20 protein-coding genes and 1 tRNA gene are annotated in these 20,846 nt (G+C 58.3%); 3 read left to right on the plus strand and 18 right to left on the minus strand.

Going from position 1 to position 20,846, the window contains the following annotated elements; all coding sequences use genetic code 11:
* Window positions 1–14 precede the first annotated feature (14 nt).
* From AC1DYR_RS02035 to AC1DYR_RS02070, 8 genes are all read right to left on the minus strand, one after another.
* Window positions 15–752 (minus strand): ABC transporter ATP-binding protein, encoded by a 738-nt coding sequence (locus AC1DYR_RS02035; RefSeq protein ID WP_477646605.1) that lies wholly within the window; start codon window positions 750–752, stop codon window positions 15–17.
* On the minus strand, window positions 752–1,531 hold the full coding sequence (locus AC1DYR_RS02040; protein WP_477703621.1) for an ABC transporter ATP-binding protein: 780 nt from the start codon (window positions 1,529–1,531) through the stop codon (window positions 752–754). Before AC1DYR_RS02040 ends, AC1DYR_RS02035 begins: the two co-directional genes overlap by 1 nt.
* On the minus strand, window positions 1,528–3,423 hold the full coding sequence (locus AC1DYR_RS02045; protein ID WP_477703622.1) for an ABC transporter permease: 1,896 nt from the start codon (window positions 3,421–3,423) through the stop codon (window positions 1,528–1,530). The genes AC1DYR_RS02040 and AC1DYR_RS02045 overlap by 4 nt, the downstream gene beginning before the upstream one ends.
* Window positions 3,424–3,578: 155 nt before the next feature.
* Window positions 3,579–4,784 (minus strand): ABC transporter substrate-binding protein, encoded by a 1,206-nt coding sequence (locus AC1DYR_RS02050; RefSeq protein ID WP_477704117.1) that lies wholly within the window; start codon window positions 4,782–4,784, stop codon window positions 3,579–3,581.
* Window positions 4,785–4,862: 78 nt separating this feature from the next.
* Complete coding sequence (locus AC1DYR_RS02055) at window positions 4,863–5,447, minus strand: amino acid synthesis family protein (RefSeq protein ID WP_477703623.1); 585 nt, start codon at window positions 5,445–5,447, stop codon at window positions 4,863–4,865.
* A gap of 46 nt (window positions 5,448–5,493) precedes the next feature.
* Window positions 5,494–6,135 carry an amino acid synthesis family protein gene (locus AC1DYR_RS02060; protein ID WP_477703624.1) on the minus strand — a complete coding sequence of 214 codons (642 nt, stop codon included), beginning with the start codon at window positions 6,133–6,135 and terminating at the stop codon, window positions 5,494–5,496.
* 22 nt (window positions 6,136–6,157) lie between these two features.
* The gene (locus AC1DYR_RS02065; protein ID WP_477703625.1) at window positions 6,158–7,066 is read right to left on the minus strand and encodes a UPF0280 family protein; all 909 of its coding nucleotides are present in this window, start codon (window positions 7,064–7,066) and stop codon (window positions 6,158–6,160) included.
* 11 nt (window positions 7,067–7,077) lie between these two features.
* Entirely contained in the window at window positions 7,078–8,715 is a 1,638-nt protein-coding gene (locus tag AC1DYR_RS02070) for a 6-hydroxynicotinate reductase (protein ID WP_477703626.1), read from the minus strand.
* Between the two features lie 362 nt (window positions 8,716–9,077).
* Between AC1DYR_RS02070 and AC1DYR_RS02075 the strand changes: the two genes are divergently transcribed.
* From AC1DYR_RS02075 to AC1DYR_RS02085, 3 genes are all read left to right on the plus strand, one after another.
* A complete protein-coding gene (locus AC1DYR_RS02075; RefSeq protein WP_477646447.1) occupies window positions 9,078–9,851 on the plus strand; it encodes a ferredoxin--NADP reductase in 774 nt (257 codons plus the stop codon).
* Window positions 9,852–9,953: 102 nt separating this feature from the next.
* Complete coding sequence (locus AC1DYR_RS02080) at window positions 9,954–10,652, plus strand: TetR family transcriptional regulator (RefSeq protein ID WP_477703627.1); 699 nt, start codon at window positions 9,954–9,956, stop codon at window positions 10,650–10,652.
* A 30-nt stretch (window positions 10,653–10,682) separates the two neighbouring features.
* Window positions 10,683–11,876 carry an amidohydrolase family protein gene (locus AC1DYR_RS02085; protein ID WP_477703628.1) on the plus strand — a complete coding sequence of 398 codons (1,194 nt, stop codon included), beginning with the start codon at window positions 10,683–10,685 and terminating at the stop codon, window positions 11,874–11,876.
* A gap of 164 nt (window positions 11,877–12,040) precedes the next feature.
* Here AC1DYR_RS02085 and AC1DYR_RS02090 read toward each other — a convergent pair.
* From AC1DYR_RS02090 to AC1DYR_RS02135, 10 genes are all read right to left on the minus strand, one after another.
* Window positions 12,041–12,117 (minus strand) — tRNA-Pro (locus tag AC1DYR_RS02090).
* Window positions 12,118–12,152: 35 nt separating this feature from the next.
* A complete protein-coding gene (locus AC1DYR_RS02095; protein WP_477703629.1) occupies window positions 12,153–12,641 on the minus strand; it encodes a MerR family transcriptional regulator in 489 nt (162 codons plus the stop codon).
* Between the two features lie 171 nt (window positions 12,642–12,812).
* A complete protein-coding gene (locus tag AC1DYR_RS02100; RefSeq protein ID WP_457280348.1) occupies window positions 12,813–13,139 on the minus strand; it encodes an integration host factor subunit alpha in 327 nt (108 codons plus the stop codon).
* Between the two features lie 48 nt (window positions 13,140–13,187).
* Window positions 13,188–15,614, minus strand: a complete 2,427-nt coding sequence (gene pheT / locus AC1DYR_RS02105; RefSeq protein WP_477703630.1) for a phenylalanine--tRNA ligase subunit beta — start codon at window positions 15,612–15,614, stop codon at window positions 13,188–13,190.
* Window positions 15,615–15,646: 32 nt separating this feature from the next.
* The gene (gene pheS / locus AC1DYR_RS02110) at window positions 15,647–16,711 is read right to left on the minus strand and encodes a phenylalanine--tRNA ligase subunit alpha (RefSeq protein WP_477703631.1); all 1,065 of its coding nucleotides are present in this window, start codon (window positions 16,709–16,711) and stop codon (window positions 15,647–15,649) included.
* 175 nt (window positions 16,712–16,886) lie between these two features.
* Entirely contained in the window at window positions 16,887–17,246 is a 360-nt protein-coding gene (gene rplT / locus AC1DYR_RS02115) for a 50S ribosomal protein L20 (RefSeq protein ID WP_348046678.1), read from the minus strand.
* Window positions 17,247–17,271: 25 nt separating this feature from the next.
* Window positions 17,272–17,475, minus strand: coding sequence for a 50S ribosomal protein L35 (rpmI, locus tag AC1DYR_RS02120; protein WP_007870723.1), 204 nt, complete (start codon window positions 17,473–17,475; stop codon window positions 17,272–17,274).
* Between the two features lie 207 nt (window positions 17,476–17,682).
* On the minus strand, window positions 17,683–18,282 hold the full coding sequence (gene infC / locus AC1DYR_RS02125) for a translation initiation factor IF-3 (protein WP_477704118.1): 600 nt from the start codon (window positions 18,280–18,282) through the stop codon (window positions 17,683–17,685).
* A gap of 95 nt (window positions 18,283–18,377) precedes the next feature.
* Window positions 18,378–20,285 (minus strand): threonine--tRNA ligase, encoded by a 1,908-nt coding sequence (gene thrS / locus AC1DYR_RS02130; protein ID WP_477703632.1) that lies wholly within the window; start codon window positions 20,283–20,285, stop codon window positions 18,378–18,380.
* Between the two features lie 286 nt (window positions 20,286–20,571).
* Entirely contained in the window at window positions 20,572–20,751 is a 180-nt protein-coding gene (locus AC1DYR_RS02135) for a hypothetical protein (RefSeq protein ID WP_431095808.1), read from the minus strand.
* Between the last annotated feature and the right edge of the window lie 95 nt (window positions 20,752–20,846).

Below are 20,846 nucleotides of genomic sequence, written 5' to 3' on the forward strand. Positions count from 1 at the left end.
TGGTGCAGCAAGACCTACACACTGAGATAGGCACGGCGCACTTCTTCATTGGCAGCAAGATCAGCCATGGATCCCTCAAAGCGGATTTGCCCTTTTTCAAGGACATAGGCCCTGTCGGATACCAGCTCGGCGAAATGCATGTTTTGCTCGGACAGCAAAATGCTGACGCCGTGGGCCTTCAGCTCGAGGATCATGTTGGCCATTTGCTCCACAATGACGGGCGCTACGCCTTCAGAGGGCTCGTCAAGCAGAACCAGATAGGGATTGCCCATCAAGGTCCTGGCCACTGTCAGCATTTGCTGCTCGCCACCACTCATGCGGCCGCCGGGACGCGTAGGCATCTCACCCAGGTTGGGAAACAGCTTGAAGAGGCGTTCCGGCGTCCACAAGGGCGCCTCGCTGCCGTCGGGCCAGCGGCGGGGCGCCTGCCGTCCTACTTCCAGGTTTTCGGTCACTGTCAGGTCGGTGAAGATCCGCCGGTCTTCCGGCACAAAGCCCAAGCCCATCCGGGCCGCATGGTGTGGTTCACTGCTGGAGATGTCTTTACCGAGAAAAGCCACACTGCCGCGACGCTTGTCGAGCATCCCGATCAGCGACTTCAACGTGGTTGATTTTCCGGCGCCATTGCGCCCCATCAGGGCGACGACTTCGCCGCGCCCTACAGCAAGGTTGACGCCAAACAGTATTTGCGCCGCACCGTACCAGGCCGACAGGTCTTTCGCCTCCAGCAGAATATTGTTGCCGTTGCCCATCACGCTGCTTCCTTTTCAATGGCCTTTTTCTCGAAGGTTTTGCCACTGCCGAAATAGACTTCCTGGACTTTGGGATGGTCGCGAATATCCTGCGGCTTGCCTTCCGCAATCAACCGGCCGCGCGCCAGCACGATCATGCGGTCAGCATAGGCAAACACCACGTCCATGCTGTGCTCGGTAAAAAGCACCGCCATGCCCCGGTCAATGACCAGTTGTTTGGTCAGCGCCATCAAGTCGTTTCGCTCCCTGGGAGCCATACCGGCTGTCGGCTCATCCATGAGCAGCAACTTGGGGTTGCTGGCCATGGCCATGGCCAATTCCACACGTTTGACATCTCCATATGCCAGCACGCTGCAAGGGCGGTCAGCCTGCCCCTTCATGTTGACCTGCTCAAGCAGCGCCATGGCCTCGTCGCGCTTGTAATCTGCGGCACGGCGCCACATGGAAAACAACTTCCTGTCCGCAGACAGCAGGGTCATCTGGACGTTCTCCACGACCGTCAGGGAAGAAAAGGTTTCGGCGATCTGGAATGTCCGGCTGACACCGCGGCGCCAGATCTCCCGGGGCGCCAGGCCGATCAGCTCCTGGGAGTCCAGCTGGATGGAGCCTGTATCTGCGCGCAGCTGGCCGTTGACCATGTTGAACGTGGTTGACTTCCCGGCACCATTGGGCCCGATCAAGGCCAGCAATTCACCTGCCGCCAGCTCGAAGTTCACGCCATCGACAGCCCTGACACCGCCAAAGGATTTTCCCAATCCTGATACCTTCAGCAAGCTCATGACTTTTCTCCCACGGTACGGCACCTGGCAATCAGTTGTTTGGCGAAGCCAGCAATTCCCTGCGGGAACAGCAGGACAAGAACCAGGACGATGGCGCCGAGCATGGCGCGCCAATAGTCGGTGTTTCGCGCCACGGTATCGTGCAGCCATGTGAACGTGACGGCGCCCACGACAGGCCCCAAAAGCGTCTGGATACCGCCCAGCAAAACCATCACCAGACCGTCGATCGACTTGCTGACATGCAAGCTTTCAGGAGAGATGCTGCCCTTGGAAAAGGCATAAAGCGCTCCGGCCAATCCGGCAAATGAGCCTGCAATCACAAACGCAACCCATTGCAGGCGTTTGACATTCATGCCGATGGCATCGGAGCGCAACACCGAGTCACGTGCCGCACGCATGCCATAGCCAAACGGTGAATACAGCATCCGGTGCATCAGCAAGACTCCCCCGGCCGCCAAAACAAGGGTGAGGTAGTAATAAATGCGTTTGTCCGCCAGCCACTCGGAAGGCCATACACCGGTCAATCCGTTGCTGCCGCCGGTGAACACGTCCCATTGATAACAAATCGCCCAGGTGATTTGCGCAAAGGCCAGCGTCAGCATGGCGAGGTAAACACCGGACAACCTGACGCAGAACCAGCCATAGACAAAAGCACCCAGCGCCGCCACAAAGGGTGCGACGACCAGCGCCAGCTCCATGGGTATGTTCAGGCTGCGTACCAGCAACGCGGCACCATAGGCCCCAAGGCCGAAATAAGCGGCATGCCCGAACGAATGCATCCCGGCGGGGCCCATGATGAAATGCAGGCTGCAGGCAAACAGCACGGCAACCAGCAAGTCAATCAGTAACACGGTGACGTAAGGGGACTGCGCCGTCAGCACAGGCATCAAAGCCAGAAGTGCCAGCAGGCCCGCACAACCCCAGGCATACAGGCGGTGCGGCCGGCGCAGCGGTTCTTCAGCCATGCCTGCATGGCGGCTGGGTGCCTGCGGCCTGCCAAACAACCCCCAGGGACGGGCCACCAGGACAACAGCCATCACCACGAACTCCACCACCAGCGTCAGCTTGGAAAAAGAGATGCTGATGCCCACAATTTCGACCAGCCCCAGCCAGATGCAAATGGCCTTGAGTTCGGCAATCAGCAGTGCCGCCACATAGGCACCCGGGATGGAGCCCATGCCCCCGACCACCACCACCACAAACGCAGCACCGATGATGTTGAGGTCCATGTCCAGGTTGGCAGGCTCGCGCGGTAGCTGAAGCGCGCCGCCAAGGCCCGCCAGAAGTGCGCCCAATGCAAAAACGGCTGTGAACAACCACGCCTGGTTCACACCCAGCGCGCTGACCATTTCGCGGTCCTGGGTGGCAGCCCGGACCAGGGTACCCCAGCGGGTTTTGGTGAGCAGAAGCCAAAGCAGGCCGAGGACAACAGGTCCCGCGACGATCAGGAAAAGATCATAGGAAGGAAACTGACGTCCCAGGATCGACACAGAGCCTGTCAGGCCGGGCGCTCGGGGGCCCAGCAACTCCTCGGCGCCCCAAAACCACAGCACGCCGTCCTTGATCACCAGGCCCAGTGCAAAGGTTGCAAGCAACTGAAAGAGTTCCGGTGCACGGTAAATACGGCGCAGCAACAAGACCTCGACCAGCCCGCCGAGAACACCAACAGCCAAAGCGGCAATCAGCAAGGCAGGCCAGAAACCCAGGGTATTGCCGAGAGCACTGACCAATGAATAGGCAACGTAGATGCCCACCATGAAAAAAGATCCATGGGCAAAGTTGACAATCCGCGTAACACCAAAGATCAACGACAAACCAGCTGCCACGAGAAACAGCGACGATGCGCCGGCCAGGCCATTAAGCAACTGCACGATAAAGCCTGAGAAGCTCATGAACAAACCTTTTTCTCTGCGAGATGGCGTGACCAGCAATAGCGGGTAGCGGGTAGCGGGCGCAGCGTTGGCATTACCCGCGGCACCGGATGACTGGCAAGCGAAACGGCGCAGCAAGAGGCGCGGGCACCTCCCACTGCGATCACGTCTCCGGCCTAGTCAGGAGCGCGCATCTTTTTCACTTCGGCGTTGCTCGGCTGGACTTTTGAACCATCGATATATCGATAGTCGACCATCACGCCCTTGCCTCCTTCATTTTTTGTGCGGCCCACATAGGCACCCATGGTGGACTGGTGGTCTTCCGGTCGAAAAACCACGGGGCCGAAGGGTGTGGTCACGTTCAGGCCGCGGAACGCGGTAATCAGTTTTTCCGTCTCGGTTGATTTGGCTTTTTTCATGCCTTCGGCCAGGGACTTGATGGCGCTATAGCCGACTACGGAACCCAGGCGCGGATAGTCTTTGTACTTGCTGTGATAAGCGAGGAAGAAAGCCTTGTGTTCGGGTGTCTGGATGCCGTACCACGGATAGCCGGTAACCACCCAGCCGTTAGGCGTTTCTTCCTTGAGCGGATCGAGATATTCGGGTTCGCCCGTCAACAGGCTGACGACTTCACGCCCCTGAAACAGGCCCCGGGTATTGCCTTCACGAACAAACTTCGAGAGGTCGGCACCAAAAAGAACATTGAAGATGGCATCCGGCTTGGCGTCCGCCATGGCCTGCACAACACTGCCAGAGTCGACTTTGCCCAACGGAGGCGCCTGCTCGGCCACGAACTCTACATCGGGCTGTACGGCCTTCAGCAAGGTCTTGAACGTCGCGGCTGCGGACTGCCCATACTCATAATTGGGGTACACCACTGCCCAGCGCTTTTTCTTCATCGCGGCGGCTTCAGGGACCAGCATGGCAACCTGCATATAGGTGGAGGTCCGCAAGCGGAATGTGTAGCGATTGCCGTTTTGCCAGACGATTTTGTCTGTCAGAGGCTCAGCCGCCAGAAAGAAGAACTTTTTCTGCTTGGCGAAATCGGTCAGCGCCAGACCGATATTGGAAAGGAAGGAGCCCGTCAGCACGTCAACTTTTTCGCGCGAGACAAGCTCTTCGGCCGCACGAACCGCATCACCCGGGTTTGCGTTGTCGTCCCGAATAATGAGCTGGACCTTTTTACCGTTAATGCCTCCGCCGGCATTGATCTCTTCAACAGCCAGTTCCATACCTTTCTTGTACGGTTCCAGGAAAGCTGGCTGGGCCTTGTAGCTGTTGATTTCCCCTATCTTGATGACGCCCTGCGCATGCGCGTTCACGAATGAGCTCATCAGTCCGAGGAAAGCGATGGTGCTCAGCATTTTGTGGTGCAGCTTCATAAGTACTCCTGGTTGTCTTGAATCAGATGAAAGGCCATGGTGAGTTATTGACGATGAACGATAGATGGGCAACCGGAGCTACCTTAACCCATCCTCCCCCTTGATTTCACTGGTTTGAAGCCCACCCACACGCGGCAGGGGCCGGCCGCTGTCTGTGACAACAACAGCAACCACAATTTCATTGGCCCGCGGGGCATCGGAAATCCGTGCCTCCATGGCATCAAAGTGACTGCGCACAAATGCTGCATCCTTGTGTCCCAGCGGCACGTCAATGGCAGTACCCAGGCCACCGCGCTTTTTACTTGACGGCACCAGAGCAGCACCCTTTTCCACCGCCAGGCGCAGTGGGGCGCCCAGCCTGGGATGCAGGATCGCTGCCGCATGCTCGAGTTCGCCTGCCTCACCCACGATGGCAGCCTTGCCGTAACTATGGGCCTGGCCCGGCGCAATGCCAAGGGCCTGCACGCACTTTTGCCCCAGCAGCCCGCCAAGCTCTTCGCCGATATCAATCAGCGCATCGAGTTTTTCCGCATACACCCCGGAAAAAGGATTCTCGATCACGGCCATCGCCAATGCCTTTCGCGTCGGAGGAGCGACGACCTTTCCCATCTCGATGTATGTTTCGTCGATTTGCACAACAATTTTTCGAATCCTGGCTGTCATGGTTTTTCCTTGTCTCGGTGACTGCTAAATATCTGGCGCATCGGGTTTAACGCAAGCCATCCCATTTGGCGATGGCGCTGGCGACCAGCCCACCCACCCGGGCGTGAATGCGCGGGCCCGTGCTCATGGCCAGGATGAAAACGATTTCGTCTGGCAAGGGAGCCCCTGGCACACGCACCTCAATGGCGTCGAAATGGCTACGGACATAACTCGCATTGACGTGCGTTAAAGGAACATCCAGCACCGTACCCGGCGCACCCACTTTTTTTGTCGAAGGAACGATGGACAAGGCATTACCGGGTTGGCCGATTTTTTCCTCAGCCTGCCCACGGGCATAAGCGTTGCGATCACCTTTCCAGCCAAGCAGCTCACGCATCGCGTACCCGCCGGGCACATGCCAGAGCGCACCATGCTCCAGCTCCCCTGCCGCGCCCACAATCGCTCCTTTTCCGTAACCCTCAATATGTTCGGCCGGCACCGCCATTGCGGCGCGCAGACGCTCAGCCATCTGGATACCCACGGGCTGAAGCTGGTCCATCATCGGCAGGATGTCGGGCTCATATCGCCCCGCAAACGGGTTGGTCAGCACCGCGCCAATTGCACCGCGAAGCAGAGGCACCGGCGCTACCGGGCCGAATTCATGCCGTATCTGCTCCACGTGCGTAAAAATGCGCCGGATTTCAATCATGGTGTGAGGTCCATTCATTTCATTAAGCAAATACCGAACCAGTCGGCACTTCAGCACTGTGATTTTGCAATCGTTGCGGCGTTTTATCAGACGTGGTCATCAGCTGGTTTTGGCAAACCAGCGCAGCCGACCAGATCAGTCCCGCCGCCTGCAGAGCCTGGGCGCGTTCAAGCCCGGCGCACAGCGCACGCCGAACCGTCTCCACCTCCAGCAACGGCACGTCAACTGTCACCAGCATTTCGCCAAGGTCGGTGTCGTCCTTCAGGTCACAAGCTCTGCCCCGTTTGATCCGCACGTCGGCAACATCGACCGCATTCGCAATCATGGTGGCTGCGGCATCCGCTTGCGCGGCGGTACGCGCGAGGACCGTGACGCTGTCGGCAATACCCAGCGAAAAGCTTCGCCCCCTCCAACCACTGGTAGCGACGCCGCGAACTGGAAGCGCGCCGGAAACCTCGAATTGCCCGTCGGTATGGACCCCGGCCAATACCTCGTTCACATCGAGGCGCGCCAGATCTGCATACAGGCCAATGCGCACCGATTGCGCCGGCGCCAAATGCAGGGCAATGTCGCCGCCGTTGTTGACCCAGGCGCGGTCTATCCCGCCATTGGCATAACAGGCGACCAGCTCTTGCGCGACCGCACCTGCAACGGCCGCCATCGGGGTGATGAAATCACGCCGGTAAGGGTGGCATGCATTCCACATGCGCCGGGCAATGCCCCCTTCCAGATGGCACTCATCCAGTACAGGCTGCCGCAGGATAGGAAGTTCCCCGACCAGCTCGCCGAGGATACTGCGGAAACGCTCCCACGCTTTGGCATGAGCGGCCTCAACCGCTGCCGGCCTTCCATAGGCGCCAACGACGATATCCATCGGCCCGTGCTGGAAATGCCAGCGCCCATCGGGAAGTTGCATGCGTTGAGGGTTCATGTGCAAGCGCCTCAGCCCAATAAGGGAGGACGCGCCAGAGGCCAGGGGTTGGCGGAAGGCAGCTTGGCCCATTCCAGGGCTACAGGTGCACCCTCGTTGTGCCAGGCACCGCGACGCAACACATCCTCCAGCGTGCGCACATAGTCCATGTGCCCGCCCAGCGCGCGATAGTCGTCAAGCTTCATGCTGAATTCAATGGGGGCCACGATGGCCGGCGTAGGAACGGTTCCGAAACTGTTGTCCGGCATACGCATGACATCGGCCATCACGGTGATTCCTCCACCGGGCCAGATGTAGGCAGGAGCCCCACCGCAGGTCACATTGACCAGGGAATTTTTGATGGCGCGCGTCAGCAAAACCGGATTTTCAGTGACGCCAGCCCGCAGGCTGCCGCCGGCTCCGGCAAGGAAAAGCACCGTCGCCAGCGAGGGCTCGCAGTTTTCACCGATACGCTCAACGACATGGCGCACTTCCGCCGGCATCTCTTGCTCCACGGGAACGAGTTCCTCATTGAGCACATACCAGCTTGCATGCTCACCGGTAGTGGATGTCATCAACAAGCGCAGGCCTGGCCAGGCAACGTTCCCGTCCCATGCCTCAATGATGGACAGGGGATCGGCGATATCCGTCCCACCCCACCCCGTTCCGGGATTGGCCACCTGAAAATATCGCCCTGGCGTGGACTTTCGCCCGCGCATCCGGATACCTGACGCACGCATATCGAGACAGCGCCCCGCCTGATGCTCGGTCAGGACACCCGTAATGTGGTCATCGACCACCACTACCTCATCGAGCTTGCCGAATAGCTGTTTCGCAAAAATCCCGATGGTGGCGGAACCACAACCTACACGCATACGTTGTTCCTCAACGCCGTTCACGACAGGCGCATGTCCTGCCTGAATCAGTATCTGGGAACCACCATCAATTGTGAGCTCCACGGCCTGCTTGTTGCCGAGCGCCTGCATCATCTCGACCGTGACACGGCCCTCTTTCTTGCTGCCTCCCGTCAGGTGGTGCACCCCCCCCAGGGACAACATCTGCGAACCATACTCAGCCGTTGTCACATGCCCTATTACCTCTCCCTTGCAGCGCACATTGGCCTGCTCGGCACCCAGGAAGCGGTCGGTATCTATCTTCACCTTGAAGCTGCAGTAGCTGAAGATGCCTTCCGTGACCACGGTGACCAGATCAACACCGGCCGCTTTCGACGAAACAATGAATGGCGCCGGCTTATAGTCAGGATAGGTCGTTGATGAACCTACACCCGTGACAAAGACTTCGTCAGCCAGCAGAAGATCGCCGCTCCACGAGACCGCTGTCGCACCATCCATGCACCCGGACAGATTCTCCGGCGCGGAAAGTCCGGCATCTGCGCGCGCAGCAAACGGCACAATATGCGCGCCCTCACCCGACAGCGTACGGCGCAACAGCAACACCGGGTCGACCCGGACAAGCATTCCGCCTTGGTTGGCATACCGATCGCAGGCTCCACTGCGACCCTCGGATATCTGGCACAAGACTGGGCAGGCGTTGCACTCGATTTTCTCGCTGTTCATTCGCTCGTTTCGCGGCCGGGCCTTTTCCAAAACTTGCGGAAACGTCAGAGCGTCCATACCTGGCAGGCCGTCCGTCTTTGTATGTTCAGTCATCGTGCTCGTCCTTCCGCTGCTCTCACCATCCTGGGGCAAATTCACCAATGTAGTGCTCGCTTAATTTACATGTTGCATTCACTACATGTAAGATTCAATGTAGCGCATACGGATTTCCCATGCAATAGTATTTACATAGCCGCCGTAAACTTATTCAAAAATGCCGTTTGCACTGAATTAAATGTTGTGTTCACTACATTAGTGTGGCACATTCCCTCTGTAGCGCGTCGTTTGGCCAGCACATGCATACCATCGGCCGCGCAATGGAAAAATCGACTCATAAACCGGAAAATCCTGGCCGGGAAGCTACGAGACACCAACGCAACCGCTCCAATTCATAACCGTCACTCCCAGATAACACCATGAGCGCTTTCAATGAAGAAACCGTGCTGTCCGTCCATCACTGGACTGATCGCCTGTTTACCTTTACCACCACACGCGACGCCTCACTGCGCTTTAGCAACGGCCACTTCACCATGATCGGGTTAAGGGTCAACGACAAGCCTTTGCTGCGCGCCTACAGCATCGTGAGCCCCAATCATGAAGAGCATCTCGAATTCCTCAGCATCAAGGTTGCGGAAGGTCCCCTGACGTCGCGGCTGCAGCACATCAAGGTCGGCGACAAAATCATCGTTGGACGCAAGCCGACCGGCACACTGGTAATTGATTACCTGCTGCCGGGCAAACGGCTTTACCTGCTCTCGACCGGCACGGGCCTGGCGCCATTCATGAGCATCATCCGGGACCCGGAGACTTACGAACGGTTTGAACAAATCGTGCTGGTCCATGGCGTGCGCCAGGCAGACGAGCTGGCCTATCACGACCTGGTTGTGGATCACTTGCCCCAACATGAGTTTCTCGGTGAGCTGATCTCCAGGCAGTTGCTGTACTACCCTACCGTTACGCGGGAGGCGTACCGCAATATGGGCCGCGTCACTGACCTGATCGAAAGCGGGAAGATGTTGACCGACCTGCAGTTACCGGCACTGGATCCGGCGCATGACCGTGTGATGATCTGCGGCAGCCCTGCGATGCTCAAGGACCTCAAGCACATGCTCGAAGGCAAGGGCTTCATCGAAGGCAATACATCCAAGCCGGGAGATTTTGTGATCGAACGCGCCTTTGCCGAACAATAAGGATGGCCTGGCGTTTGCTTTCAGCTCGTTGCATTGCCGCGGGAAATTGCTCCTCACACCTTCTCGCCTGATCACGCACAAACCGCGACTGGATACCTCTACATGACAGCGAAGACGGCCAAAACCATCAAGCCGCGCACTGCCACAACCAAACGCACGGTCGCCAAGCGACCCGGCGTACGGGAGCAAGCCGCGCAGACCACGCGCGACAACATTCTGCGCGCAGCCACCCGCGTCTTCGCGCGCTATGGGTATGACGGCGGCAGCGTAGAGAAAATATCCAGGTCGGCCAAGTCATTTGACCGCATGATTTACTACTACTTCGGCAGCAAGGAAGGCTTGTTTATCGAAGTGCTGGAAGACATGTATCGCCGCATGAATGATGCCGAGCTCGAGTTGTCACTGGACATCGACCATCCGGTGGAGTCCCTGACGGACGTGATTTGCTTTGTGGTGTCTTACTACAGCAAAAATCCGGAATTCATCACACTGCTCAACACCGAGAACCTGCACCGCGGCAAGCACATTGCCAAATCCCAGCGCGCCCGGGATTACTCGTCTCCCGCCATCGCGATCATCCAGCAACTGCTGGAAAGCGGTGTGCGCAAGAAGATTTTCCGGGCAGATATCTCCGCCCGCAATGTCTATCTGCTGATCGCCGCCACAGGCTACTTCTACATTTCGAATCGCCACACGCTGTCAGCCTTCCTCGGCGAAGATCTGCAGACGCCCGAGGCACTGGCGCAATGGCAGTCCTTCATCATCAGCACCGTGCTGCGCACTGTCATGTTGAATCCTTGATCTCAACCCCACGCATTTGAAAGGCCACCCATGGCAGAAGCTGCATCAAGCGGAAAATCAGGAAAGGTTGTCATCAGGAACATCGGCCTGCTGCTCTCCGGAGACATCGACCAGCCTATCCTGGAGGCGGACACCATCGTTGTGAACGACGGCCTCATCGTGGCTATCGGAAAGGCCAAGGACTGTGACATGGCGCATGCGCAAACCGTGATTGACGTGCACCAGACTTGCGTGGCACCTGGTTTGATCGACAGCCATGTACATCCGGTTTTTGGCGACTGGACGCCACGCCAGAACCAGATCGGCTGGATTGACTCCACCATGCACGGCGGCGTCACCACCATGATTTCCGCCGGCGAGGTTCACTTGCCAGGGCGACCCAAGGATATCGTGGGCCTCAAGGCGCTGGCCATAACCGCGCAACGGGCGTTCGACAACTTCCGCCCGGGCGGCGTCAAGGTACTGGCCGGTGCACCCATCATCGAAAAAGGCATGATTGAACAGGATTTCAAGGACCTTGCCGATGCCGGCGTAACCTTGCTCGGCGAAGTGGGCCTGGGTTCAGTCAAGGCGGGCTACGAAGCCAAGGAGATGGTGGGTTGGGCAAGGAAATACGGCATCCAGAGCACCATTCACACCGGCGGCCCTTCCATTCCCGGTTCAGGCCTGATTGACAAAGACGTGGTGCTGGAAGCCGACGCCGATGTCATCGGCCATATCAACGGCGGTCACACGGCACTGTCGGAACAACATGTTTGCGAGCTCTGTGAGAAATCATCGCGCGCGATTGAAATTGTCCATAACGGCAATGAAAAAGTCGCAATTGCAGCCGCGCAGGCGGCGCTACAGCTCAAGTGCCCGCACCGCGTAATCCTTGGCACCGACGGACCGGCCGGGTCCGGCGTCCAGCCGCTGGGTGTGCTGCGCCTTATCGCTCTCCTTTCCAGCTTGGGCAATATCCCGGCGGAACTGGTTTTTTGCTTTGCCACGGGTAACACCGCGCGCATCCGTAAACTCAATTGCGGTTTGATAGAAACAGGCCGTGATGCTGATCTGGTCTTCATGGACAAAGCCCAGCACTCCGCGGGACTCAACCTGCTGGACAGCGTGCAACGCGGGGATATTCCCGGCGTTGGCATGGTGATGATTGATGGGCTGATCCGCTGCGGCCGCAGCCGCAACACCCCGCCAGCTACGCAGATTCCCAGCATTGTTCCGGCCTGATCCACAGGCGCTTGCTTCCCATTAGCGTCGTCCCGACACACGACCGCATCGAGCTAAAAATTAGCTGGCCCGATCCCAGGCGGGTCGACCGGATTTCAACAAATATCCGACTCGAAACAAAAAAGCCGGTTAGCGTTAGCTAACCGGCTATCTGTTGGTTTTGTTGGTCGGTGTGAAAGGATTCGAACCTTCGACCCCTTGCACCCCATGCAAGTGCGCTACCAGGCTGCGCCACACACCGACAAGCCTTTTATTATAGCGTGCCGAAAATGCTTCTCAGTGCCCGGCGCTGAGGAGATCACGAATTTCAAACAACTCGCGCCGTACCAATTGCAGTCGTTGCTGGGCCGCGTTGCCGCTGGGCAAATCCGCGCCCTCGGGCTCGCTGTCTTCAAAGTCCGAGTGGTCACTGGAATCCTCAAAATCCTCCAGCAGGGACTCACCGCCTTCCAGCACTTCTACGCCGTCAAGCATGACTTCACCATTACGGCGCTTGTCGCGTTCGGTTTGAACAATTTCCTGGAGCTTGTTGCGTGCGCCGCTGATGGTGAAACCCTGGTCATAGAGCAAATCACGGATCCGGCGGATCATCAGCACCTCATGGTGCTGGTAGTAGCGGCGGTTGCCACGCCTTTTCATCGGGCGTAGCTGCGTGAACTCTTGCTCCCAATAACGGAGCACGTGAGGTTTGACCCCGCACAAATCACTGACTTCACCGATGGTGAAATAGCGTTTCGCGGGAATGGGTGGGAGCGTTTTCTCCAATTAAATCAATGCGCTAAGGAGGAAACCTCTAAATCTACTCTAAGTCGAAACTTAGCGCAAAGAGTTGCGCCGGTTTTTTGGCATGTGTTGTTCCGTCACACAGGTGACATTTAATTACAAACACCTACCCGGATACGTAAACCCGGCGGACGAAGCCACCGGGTTTAGTACTTATTCGGCAACAGTTTCGCCCTGGATCTGGTCTTTGAGCTTGTGGCTGGCATGAAATGTCACCACCCTGCGAGCCTCGATGGGAATGGCTTCTCCGGTGCGGGGGTTGCGGCCGGGGCGAGGTGCTTTGGTGCGAATCTGGAAATTGCCAAATCCGGAAATTTTCACGTCATTTCCGTCCACCAGGCTGTCCGAGATCAAGTCGAAAAACGCGTCAATCATGTCCTTTGATTCGCGTTTGTTGAGCCCGATCTGTTCAAACAGCAACTCGGCCAGATGCGCCTTTGTCAGCGCCGGGGTTTCCAGGCTTTCTACAGAAAAATCCATGCAACGGTACTCCTGGCGACTTTTATTGTGAGCGGTATTCGTGAAAGGTCAGGCCCGCAAGCGGGCACCCAGCTGACCTTGCAGATTGTCGAGCACCGACTGAACGGCCGCCTCAATCTCCTCGTCTGTCAGTGTAGCGGCGCCGCTCGAAAGCACCAAGCGCACCGCCAGGCTTTTTTCGCCGAGCTGCATGTTCGCGCTTGCCTGCTGCGGCCGATAGACGTCAAACAGCGTCGCCCCCTTGAGCAAGCCTTTCGTATTGGCGCCATGGATGGCCGACATCAGCGCGGCATGGCTGACGCCCTCCGCCACGATGACGGCGATATCGCGCTCTACCGGCTGTAGCTTGCTGACCGGCTTGAACTCAGGCACCGGCCGTTGCAGCACGGCATCCAGTTCCAGCTCAAACAGGAGCGGCGCCTGGGCCAGGTCGTAGCCCTGGCGCCACTGCGGGTGCAGCTCGCCCACAAAGCCGATCGACTTGCCGCCTACAGACACGCTCGCGCAGCGGCCGGGGTGCATGGCGGGGTGCGCCGCAGGCGCAAAGACAGCCTGAAGCGGCGCGAGCAAAGCCTCCACGTCGCCCTTGATGTCGAAAAAATCCACACCCTTGTCAGGCTGGCTCCAGTTCAGTGCCGCCCGCGGGCCATAGGCCAAGCCAGCCACACGCATGGGCTGGTTGAAGCCGGCCACAGTGGTATCGGTGTTCTGGACATCTGCGTCACGCAGGAAAATGCGGCCCAGTTCAAACACGTTCACGCGGGGCGCCTTGCGGTCCAGGTTGAACTTGAGCACCTGCAGGAGCGACCCCACCAGCGAAGAGCGCATCACGCTCATCTGGCTGGCGATCGGGTTGAGCAGCTTGATGGGACTGGCGTTGCCAGCAAGCTCGTGCTCCCAACGCTCCTCCACAAAGCTGAAGTTGATGGTTTCCTGGTAGCCCAGCGAGGCCAGCGCGCGGCGCACGGCGAAGGGGCTGCGCTCTGCCTCGGCGCGCAACCTGGCCGTGATGGGAGCCAGCGGCGGTGTTTCAGGGAGCTGGTTGTAACCCACCATGCGCACCACTTCTTCAATCAGGTCTTCTTCGATCTGCAGATCAAAGCGATAGCTGGGCGGTGTCACGGTCAGCGTGCCCTCGCCTTGCATCACCGGCAGGCCCAGACGCTGGAGGGCGTCCAGGCATTGCGCCTGCGTGAGGGGCATGCCGATCACCTTGGCTGCACGCGCCACCCTCAAAGTGACTGGCACCGCTTTGGGCACGTTAACCTGCTGGTCGTCCATGGGGCCGCACACCGTTTCCGGTGTGCCGCAGATGTCGATGATCAGCTGGGTGATGCGCTCGATGTGCTCGACGGTCTGCCCGGGATCAACGCCTCGCTCAAAACGGTGGCCTGCGTCAGTCGAAAAGTTATAACGGCGCGAGCGGCCGGCGATGGCCTTGGGCCACCAGAAGGCGGCTTCGACATAGACATGTTTCGTGTCGTCCGAAACGGCGGTCGCGTCGCCGCCCATGATGCCGGCCAGCGACTCCACCTGTGCGTTGTCGGCAATCACGCCAACTTTTTCGTCAACCGTCACGGTATTGCCGTTAAGCAACTTGAGCGTCTCGCCGGGCTTGCCCCAGCGGACATCGAGCCCGCCATGGATTTTTTCGAGGTCAAAGATGTGCGAGGGACGGCCCAGCTCGAACATCACGTAGTTGGAGATGTCCACCAGCGCCGTCACGCTGCGCTGGCCGCAGCGCGCCAGGCGGTCGACCATCCATTGGGGTGTGATCGCTTTTGTATTGACGTTGCGCACCACGCGGCCGGAAAAGCGGCCGCACAAATCGGGCGCGCTGATATTGACCGGCAGCTTCGTGGTGTCGGTGGCGGCCACGGCAGGAATAACTGGCGTCTTCAGCGGTGCGCCCGTGAGCGCAGCAACTTCGCGCGCAACACCGTAGACGCTCAGGCAATGCGCCAGGTTGGGCGTGAGCTTGAGGGTGAACAGGGTGTCGTCGAGCTTCAAATGCTCACGGATGTCCTGGCCCAGCGGCGCATCGGCCGCCAGTTCGAGCAGGCCGCCGTGGTCTTCAGAGAGCTTGAGTTCGCGCGCCGAGCACAGCATGCCCTGGCTTTCCACGCCGCGCAGTTTGCCGACCTTGATCAGGAAGGGCTTGCCGTCTTCACCGGGAGGCAACTCGGCGCCGACCAGGGCACATGGCACCTTGATGCCGACGCGGGCGTTGGGCGCACCGCAAACGATGTTGAGCAGGCTGCCCTGCCCGACGTCGACCTGGCAGACGCGCAGGCGGTCGGCGTCCGGGTGCTGGACGGCTTCCTTGATTTCACCAACAACAATCCTGGTGAACGGGGGTGCCACCGGCTTGAGTTCTTCGACCTCCAGGCCGGCCATGGTGAGCGTGTCGGCGAGCTGCTGGGTCGTCAAAGGCGGGTTGCAGAATTCGCGCAACCAGGATTCTGGGAATTGCATGGTCTAACCTTGTTTTTTTTGTTCTTGTTATTTCAGAACTGAAACTGGGAGAGGAAGCGAATGTCGCCGTCGAAGAAGAGACGCAGGTCGTTGACGCCGTAGCGCAGCATGGTCAGGCGGTCAGGTCCCATGCCGAAGGCAAAGCCGATGTATTTCTCGGGGTCCAGCCCCATGTTGCTCACCACGTTCGGGTGCACCTGGCCGGAGCCGGCTACTTCAAGCCAACGGCCGGCGAGCGGGCCGGTCTGGAACTGGATGTCGATCTCGGCGCTGGGTTCCGTGAACGGGAAAAAGCTGGGCCTGAAACGCAGTACCAGGTCGTCGCTTTCAAAGAAAGTGCGACAGAAATCGGTGAAGACGAATTTGAGATCCTTGAAGCTCACGTTCTCGCCTATCCACAGGCCTTCGCATTGGTGGAACATGGGCGAGTGGGTCGCGTCGCTATCCACGCGGTAGGTACGGCCCGGTGCGATGACGCGAATTTCGGGCATGCGACCGCCGGCATCGATCAGCGCGCGATGCTTCTTGACATGCTGGACCGCATAGCGGATCTGCATGGGGCTGGTGTGGGTGCGCAGGAGATTGGGTGCGGCCTCGGTGCCGCCCTCGACATAAAACGTGTCATGCATCGAACGCGCTGGATGGTCTTCGGGCGTATTGAGCGCAGTGAAATTGAACCAGTCGGTCTCGATCTCGGGGCCTTGGGCCACGTCGAAACCCATGGAGCCAAAAATGCCTTCAATGCGTTCCAGCGTCAGCGAAACGGGATGCAGGCCGCCCTGCGTGCGCTGACGGCCAGACAGGCTCACGTCGAGCGCCTCGGCCTTGAGCTGCTTTTGCAATTCGGCGTCGGCCAGAGCCTGACGGCGCTCGGTCAACGCGGCTTCGATGGCCTGCTTGGCCAGGTTGATGGCGGCGCCACGGGACTTCTTCTCTTCGACGCTGAGCGCTGCCATGCCTTTCATCAACTCCGTGACGCGGCCGGTTTTTCCCAGGAACTGCGCCTTGGCGTTTTCCAGGTCTGCGGGCGTGTTCGCATGCGCAAAACTGGCCTGGGCGCTGCTGACCAGTTCTTGGAGGGCGTCGGGTTGAGTCATGTGTTCTCTTGTTCGAAATACAAAATAGCGAAGGCGCTCTTAGCAGCACTCTTGTTTTGGGCGTACTGCAAGAGGGGCCATGAAAAAGGGCCAGAGCCTTTTCAAGCTCCAGCCCTTTATTTTCGTGCGCAAGCAGCTATTGATTTAATAGCACCAACACTGCCCGGCTTGAAAATCAGGCAGCCAGCTTGGCTTTCACCTGTTCAACGATGGCGCCGAAAGCAGCGCTGTCATGAATGGCCATATCGGACAGAACCTTGCGGTCGATCTCAATGCCGGCTTTCTTCAGGCCGTTGGCAAACTGGCTGTAAGTCAGGCCGAAGGAACGGCTTGCAGCATTGATACGGGCGATCCACAACTGGCGGAACACGCGTTTCTTGGTACGGCGGTCACGGTAGGCATATTGCCCAGCCTTCATTACCGCTTCTTTGGCGATACGGAAGACATTGCCGCGGCGGCCGCGGAAACCTTTTGCAAGGGCTAAAACTTTTTTGTGGCGGGCGCGAGCCGTTACACCACGTTTGACGCGAGGCATGTGTGTACTCCTTGTTCGTCGTTAATTAAATGCCCTGGCCTGGGAGCATCTGTGCCATGTGACCCATATTGGTCTCATGGACAGTCACCGCACCACGCAGATGGCGTTTGTTTTTGGTGGTCTTCTTGGTCAGGATGTGACGTTTGAAGGCTTGGCCGCGCTTGACGGTACCACCCGGACGAACGCGGAAACGCTTTTTAGCGCCGCTCTTGGTCTTCATTTTGGGCATGTAAATGCTCCTTTTCATTTGTGCTCGTGAGGCGCTGCGAACCTTCCGCAGACTTGATGGCCCCGAGACACTTGTTAAGCGGGAAATCTTGCGACTTCTCACTGCTCGCAAAAGGTTTGACCCTTCTGCTTTTGGAAAGCCGGCTTGCACCTGCTTTCACCGGAACGCCGCAAAGCGCCCCTTATCTTTACCCTCTGCTCGCCAGCCTCAGGCTGCGGACGGTGCCGGAGCCGTCTCGGCTGCCGGTTTGGCAGCACCCGGCTTTTTACGGCCCGGCGCGATCATCATGACCATCTGCCTGCCTTCAAGCTTGGGGAACTGCTCCACCACAATCAAATCGGCCAACTCATCACGAATACGCGCCAGCAGGGCCAAGCCCAGTTCCTGGTGCGTGATTTCGCGACCACGAAAACGCAAAGTAATCTTGCATTTGTCGCCTTCTTCCAAGAAGCGCTTGATGTTGCGCAACTTGATGTTGTAGTCCCCATCGTCAGTGCCGGGCCGGAATTTGATTTCCTTGATCTCGATCACTTTTTGCTTGGACTTCGCTTCCGCCGCCTTCTTCTGCTCGGCGTACTTGAACTTGCCGTAATCCATCAACCGGCACACCGGTGGAACCGCTGTGGGGGAGATTTCGACGAGGTCCACATCCGCCTCACCCGCAAGGCGCAAAGCCTCGGCGATGCTGACAATGCCCAGCGGCTCATTGTCTGGCCCACTCAGACGTACTTCAGGGGCCATGATTTCACGGTTCAAGCGGTGCTTGCGTTCTTCACGGTGACGGCGGTCACGAAATTCAGTAGCGATGGTTCTATCCTTTAACTCTTGCTATAAAAGCTATAGCTGCTTGCGCCCGTCCTGTAAGGACGACAGGCCAAATTCATCAACAATTTTGTTAAAAATCAGGCTTTTTTCGCGATGTCGGAAGCGATCGTTTCAGCGAAGGCTTCGAGAGGCATCACTCCAAGGTCTTTGTTACCCCGGGCGCGCACTGCAACGGCACCTGCCGCTTTCTCCTTGTCGCCTACGACAAGGATATACGGCAGCTTTTTCATCGAGTGCTCCCGTATTTTATACGTAATTTTCTCGTTGCGCAGGTCCAGATTGACCCTAAGCCCTTGATTTTGCAGTGTTTTGGCAACTTCCCGGGCATATTCAGCCTGGGAATCGGTAATATTGAGCACCGAAACCTGCTCGGGAGCCAGCCAGGTCGGCAGCGCGCCGGCATGCTCTTCGATCAAAATCCCGATAAAACGCTCCAGGCTGCCCACAATCGCGCGATGCAGCATCACGGGGCGGTGACGGGCGCCGTCTTCACCCACATATTCGGCATCCAGACGCTCCGGCATCGAAAAATCGACCTGCATGGTGCCGCACTGCCATTGGCGGCCAATCGCGTCTTTCAGCGTGTATTCGATCTTGGGGCCGTAAAAAGCGCCGTCGCCGGGGGCAATCTCAAACTCGCAACCGGACGCGCGCAGGCTTTCCATCAGCGCGTTCTCAGCCTTGTCCCAGCTTTCGTCCGAGCCGATGCGGGCCTCGGGTCGCGTGGCGACCTTGTAGATGATGTTCTTGAAGCCGAAATCTGTGTACACCTTCTGCAGCAAGGTCGTGTAGTCCACGCATTCCTTCAGGATCTGATCTTCGGTGCAGAAAATGTGGCCGTCGTCCTGCGTGAAACCGCGCACACGCATGATGCCGTGCAGCCCACCCGAAGGCTCGTTGCGGTGGCATTGGCCGAACTCGCCGTAGCGCAACGGCAGGTCGCGGTAGCTTTTAATGCCCTGCTTGAAGATCAGGATATGGCCGGGGCAGTTCATGGGCTTGAGGGCGTATTCGCGCTTTTCGCTCTCGGTCGTGAACATGTTGTCACGGTACTTGTCCCAATGGCCGGTTTTTTCCCACAGCGTCTTGTCGATGATCTGGGGGCCCTTGACCTCCTGGTAGCCGTTGTCCTGGTAGACCTTGCGCATGTACTGCTCAACGCCCTGCCAGACCGTCCAGCCCTTGGGGTGCCAGAACACCAGGCCAGGTGCATGGTCGTCGATGTGAAAGAGGTCCAGTTCCTTGCCGAGCTTGCGGTGGTCGCGCTTTTCAGCCTCCTCGAGCATCGTCAGATACTGCTGCAGTTCATCCTTGGTGGCCCAGGCCGTGCCGTAAACGCGCTGAAGCATTTCATTGCGGTGATCGCCGCGCCAGTAGGCGCCGGCCACCTTCATGAGCTTGAAGAACTTCAGCTTGCCCGTGCTGGGAACGTGGGGGCCGCGGCACAGGTCTTCAAAAGCGCCTTCACGGTAGAGCGACACATCCTCATTGGCGGGAATGCTCGCAATGATTTCAGCCTTGTAATGCTCGCCTATGCTCTTGAAATGCGCCACGGCTTCATCGCGCGGCAGCACCCGGCGCGTCACTGGCTCATCCCTGGCCGCAAGTTCCGTCATGCGCTTTTCGATCGCCACCAGGTCTTCCGGCGTGAACGGACGCTTGTAGGAGAAATCGTAGAAAAACCCGTTTTCAATCACCGGGCCTATGGTGACCTGCGCATCCGGGAACAGTTCCTTGACGGCGTAGGCCAGCAAGTGGGCCGTGGAATGGCGGATCATGTCCAGCCCGTCGGCATCCTTGGCTGTGATGATGGAAACCGAGCTGTCCTTATCAATCAGATAGCTGGTATCGACCACCTTGCCGTCAACTTTCCCGCCCAAGGCCGCTTTGGCCAGGCCGGTACCGATTGAGGCGGCGACTTCGGCCACCGTGACGGCTTGGGGGTATTCGCGCTTGGAATCATCGGGGAGCGTGATTTGAATCATGGGAATAACTTTTATAAGCAGGCTGAAATCAGAAAAACAAAAAAGCGCGGAACCTGCCGCGCTTTGATGGGGGATATGGATTTAAGCTATGAAATCAGTAGCTAACAATCACCAAGGGGTGCGGACTAGCGCCCTGGATGACTCCAGAAAACGGACGAGGGCGTAGTTCGCGGTGTCATAACCCGAACGATCCTTCCTGTTTCCAGCTTGATTGATTGCATGCGGCTATTTTACGGCAGCTTGCAGATGGCTCGCCGGCCACCTGTTTGCCTCGCGCCGCAAAGCCCTATTGCGGCGAGGCCGGCGGCAAAAATCCCAGGCCAAGGCAACGCGGACATTCGGTGATCACCGTTTGTTTTTCGACTTCAAAATGCTCATTGATGTTTTCGCTTTCAATGCGCAGTTCGCCGGTGCCATTGCAATCGGGACAGGGAACACGCTTGAAACCCACGGTTAATTCCGACACGGCAACCTCCTCCGGTTAATGAAGCACATCTTGTGTTTTGTGTAACAAACTGCACTCTACGCTAAAAAACGCCCGTAAAAAAGCCCGGACAGGCC

Source organism: Polaromonas sp. P1_F9, assembly GCF_056405615.1.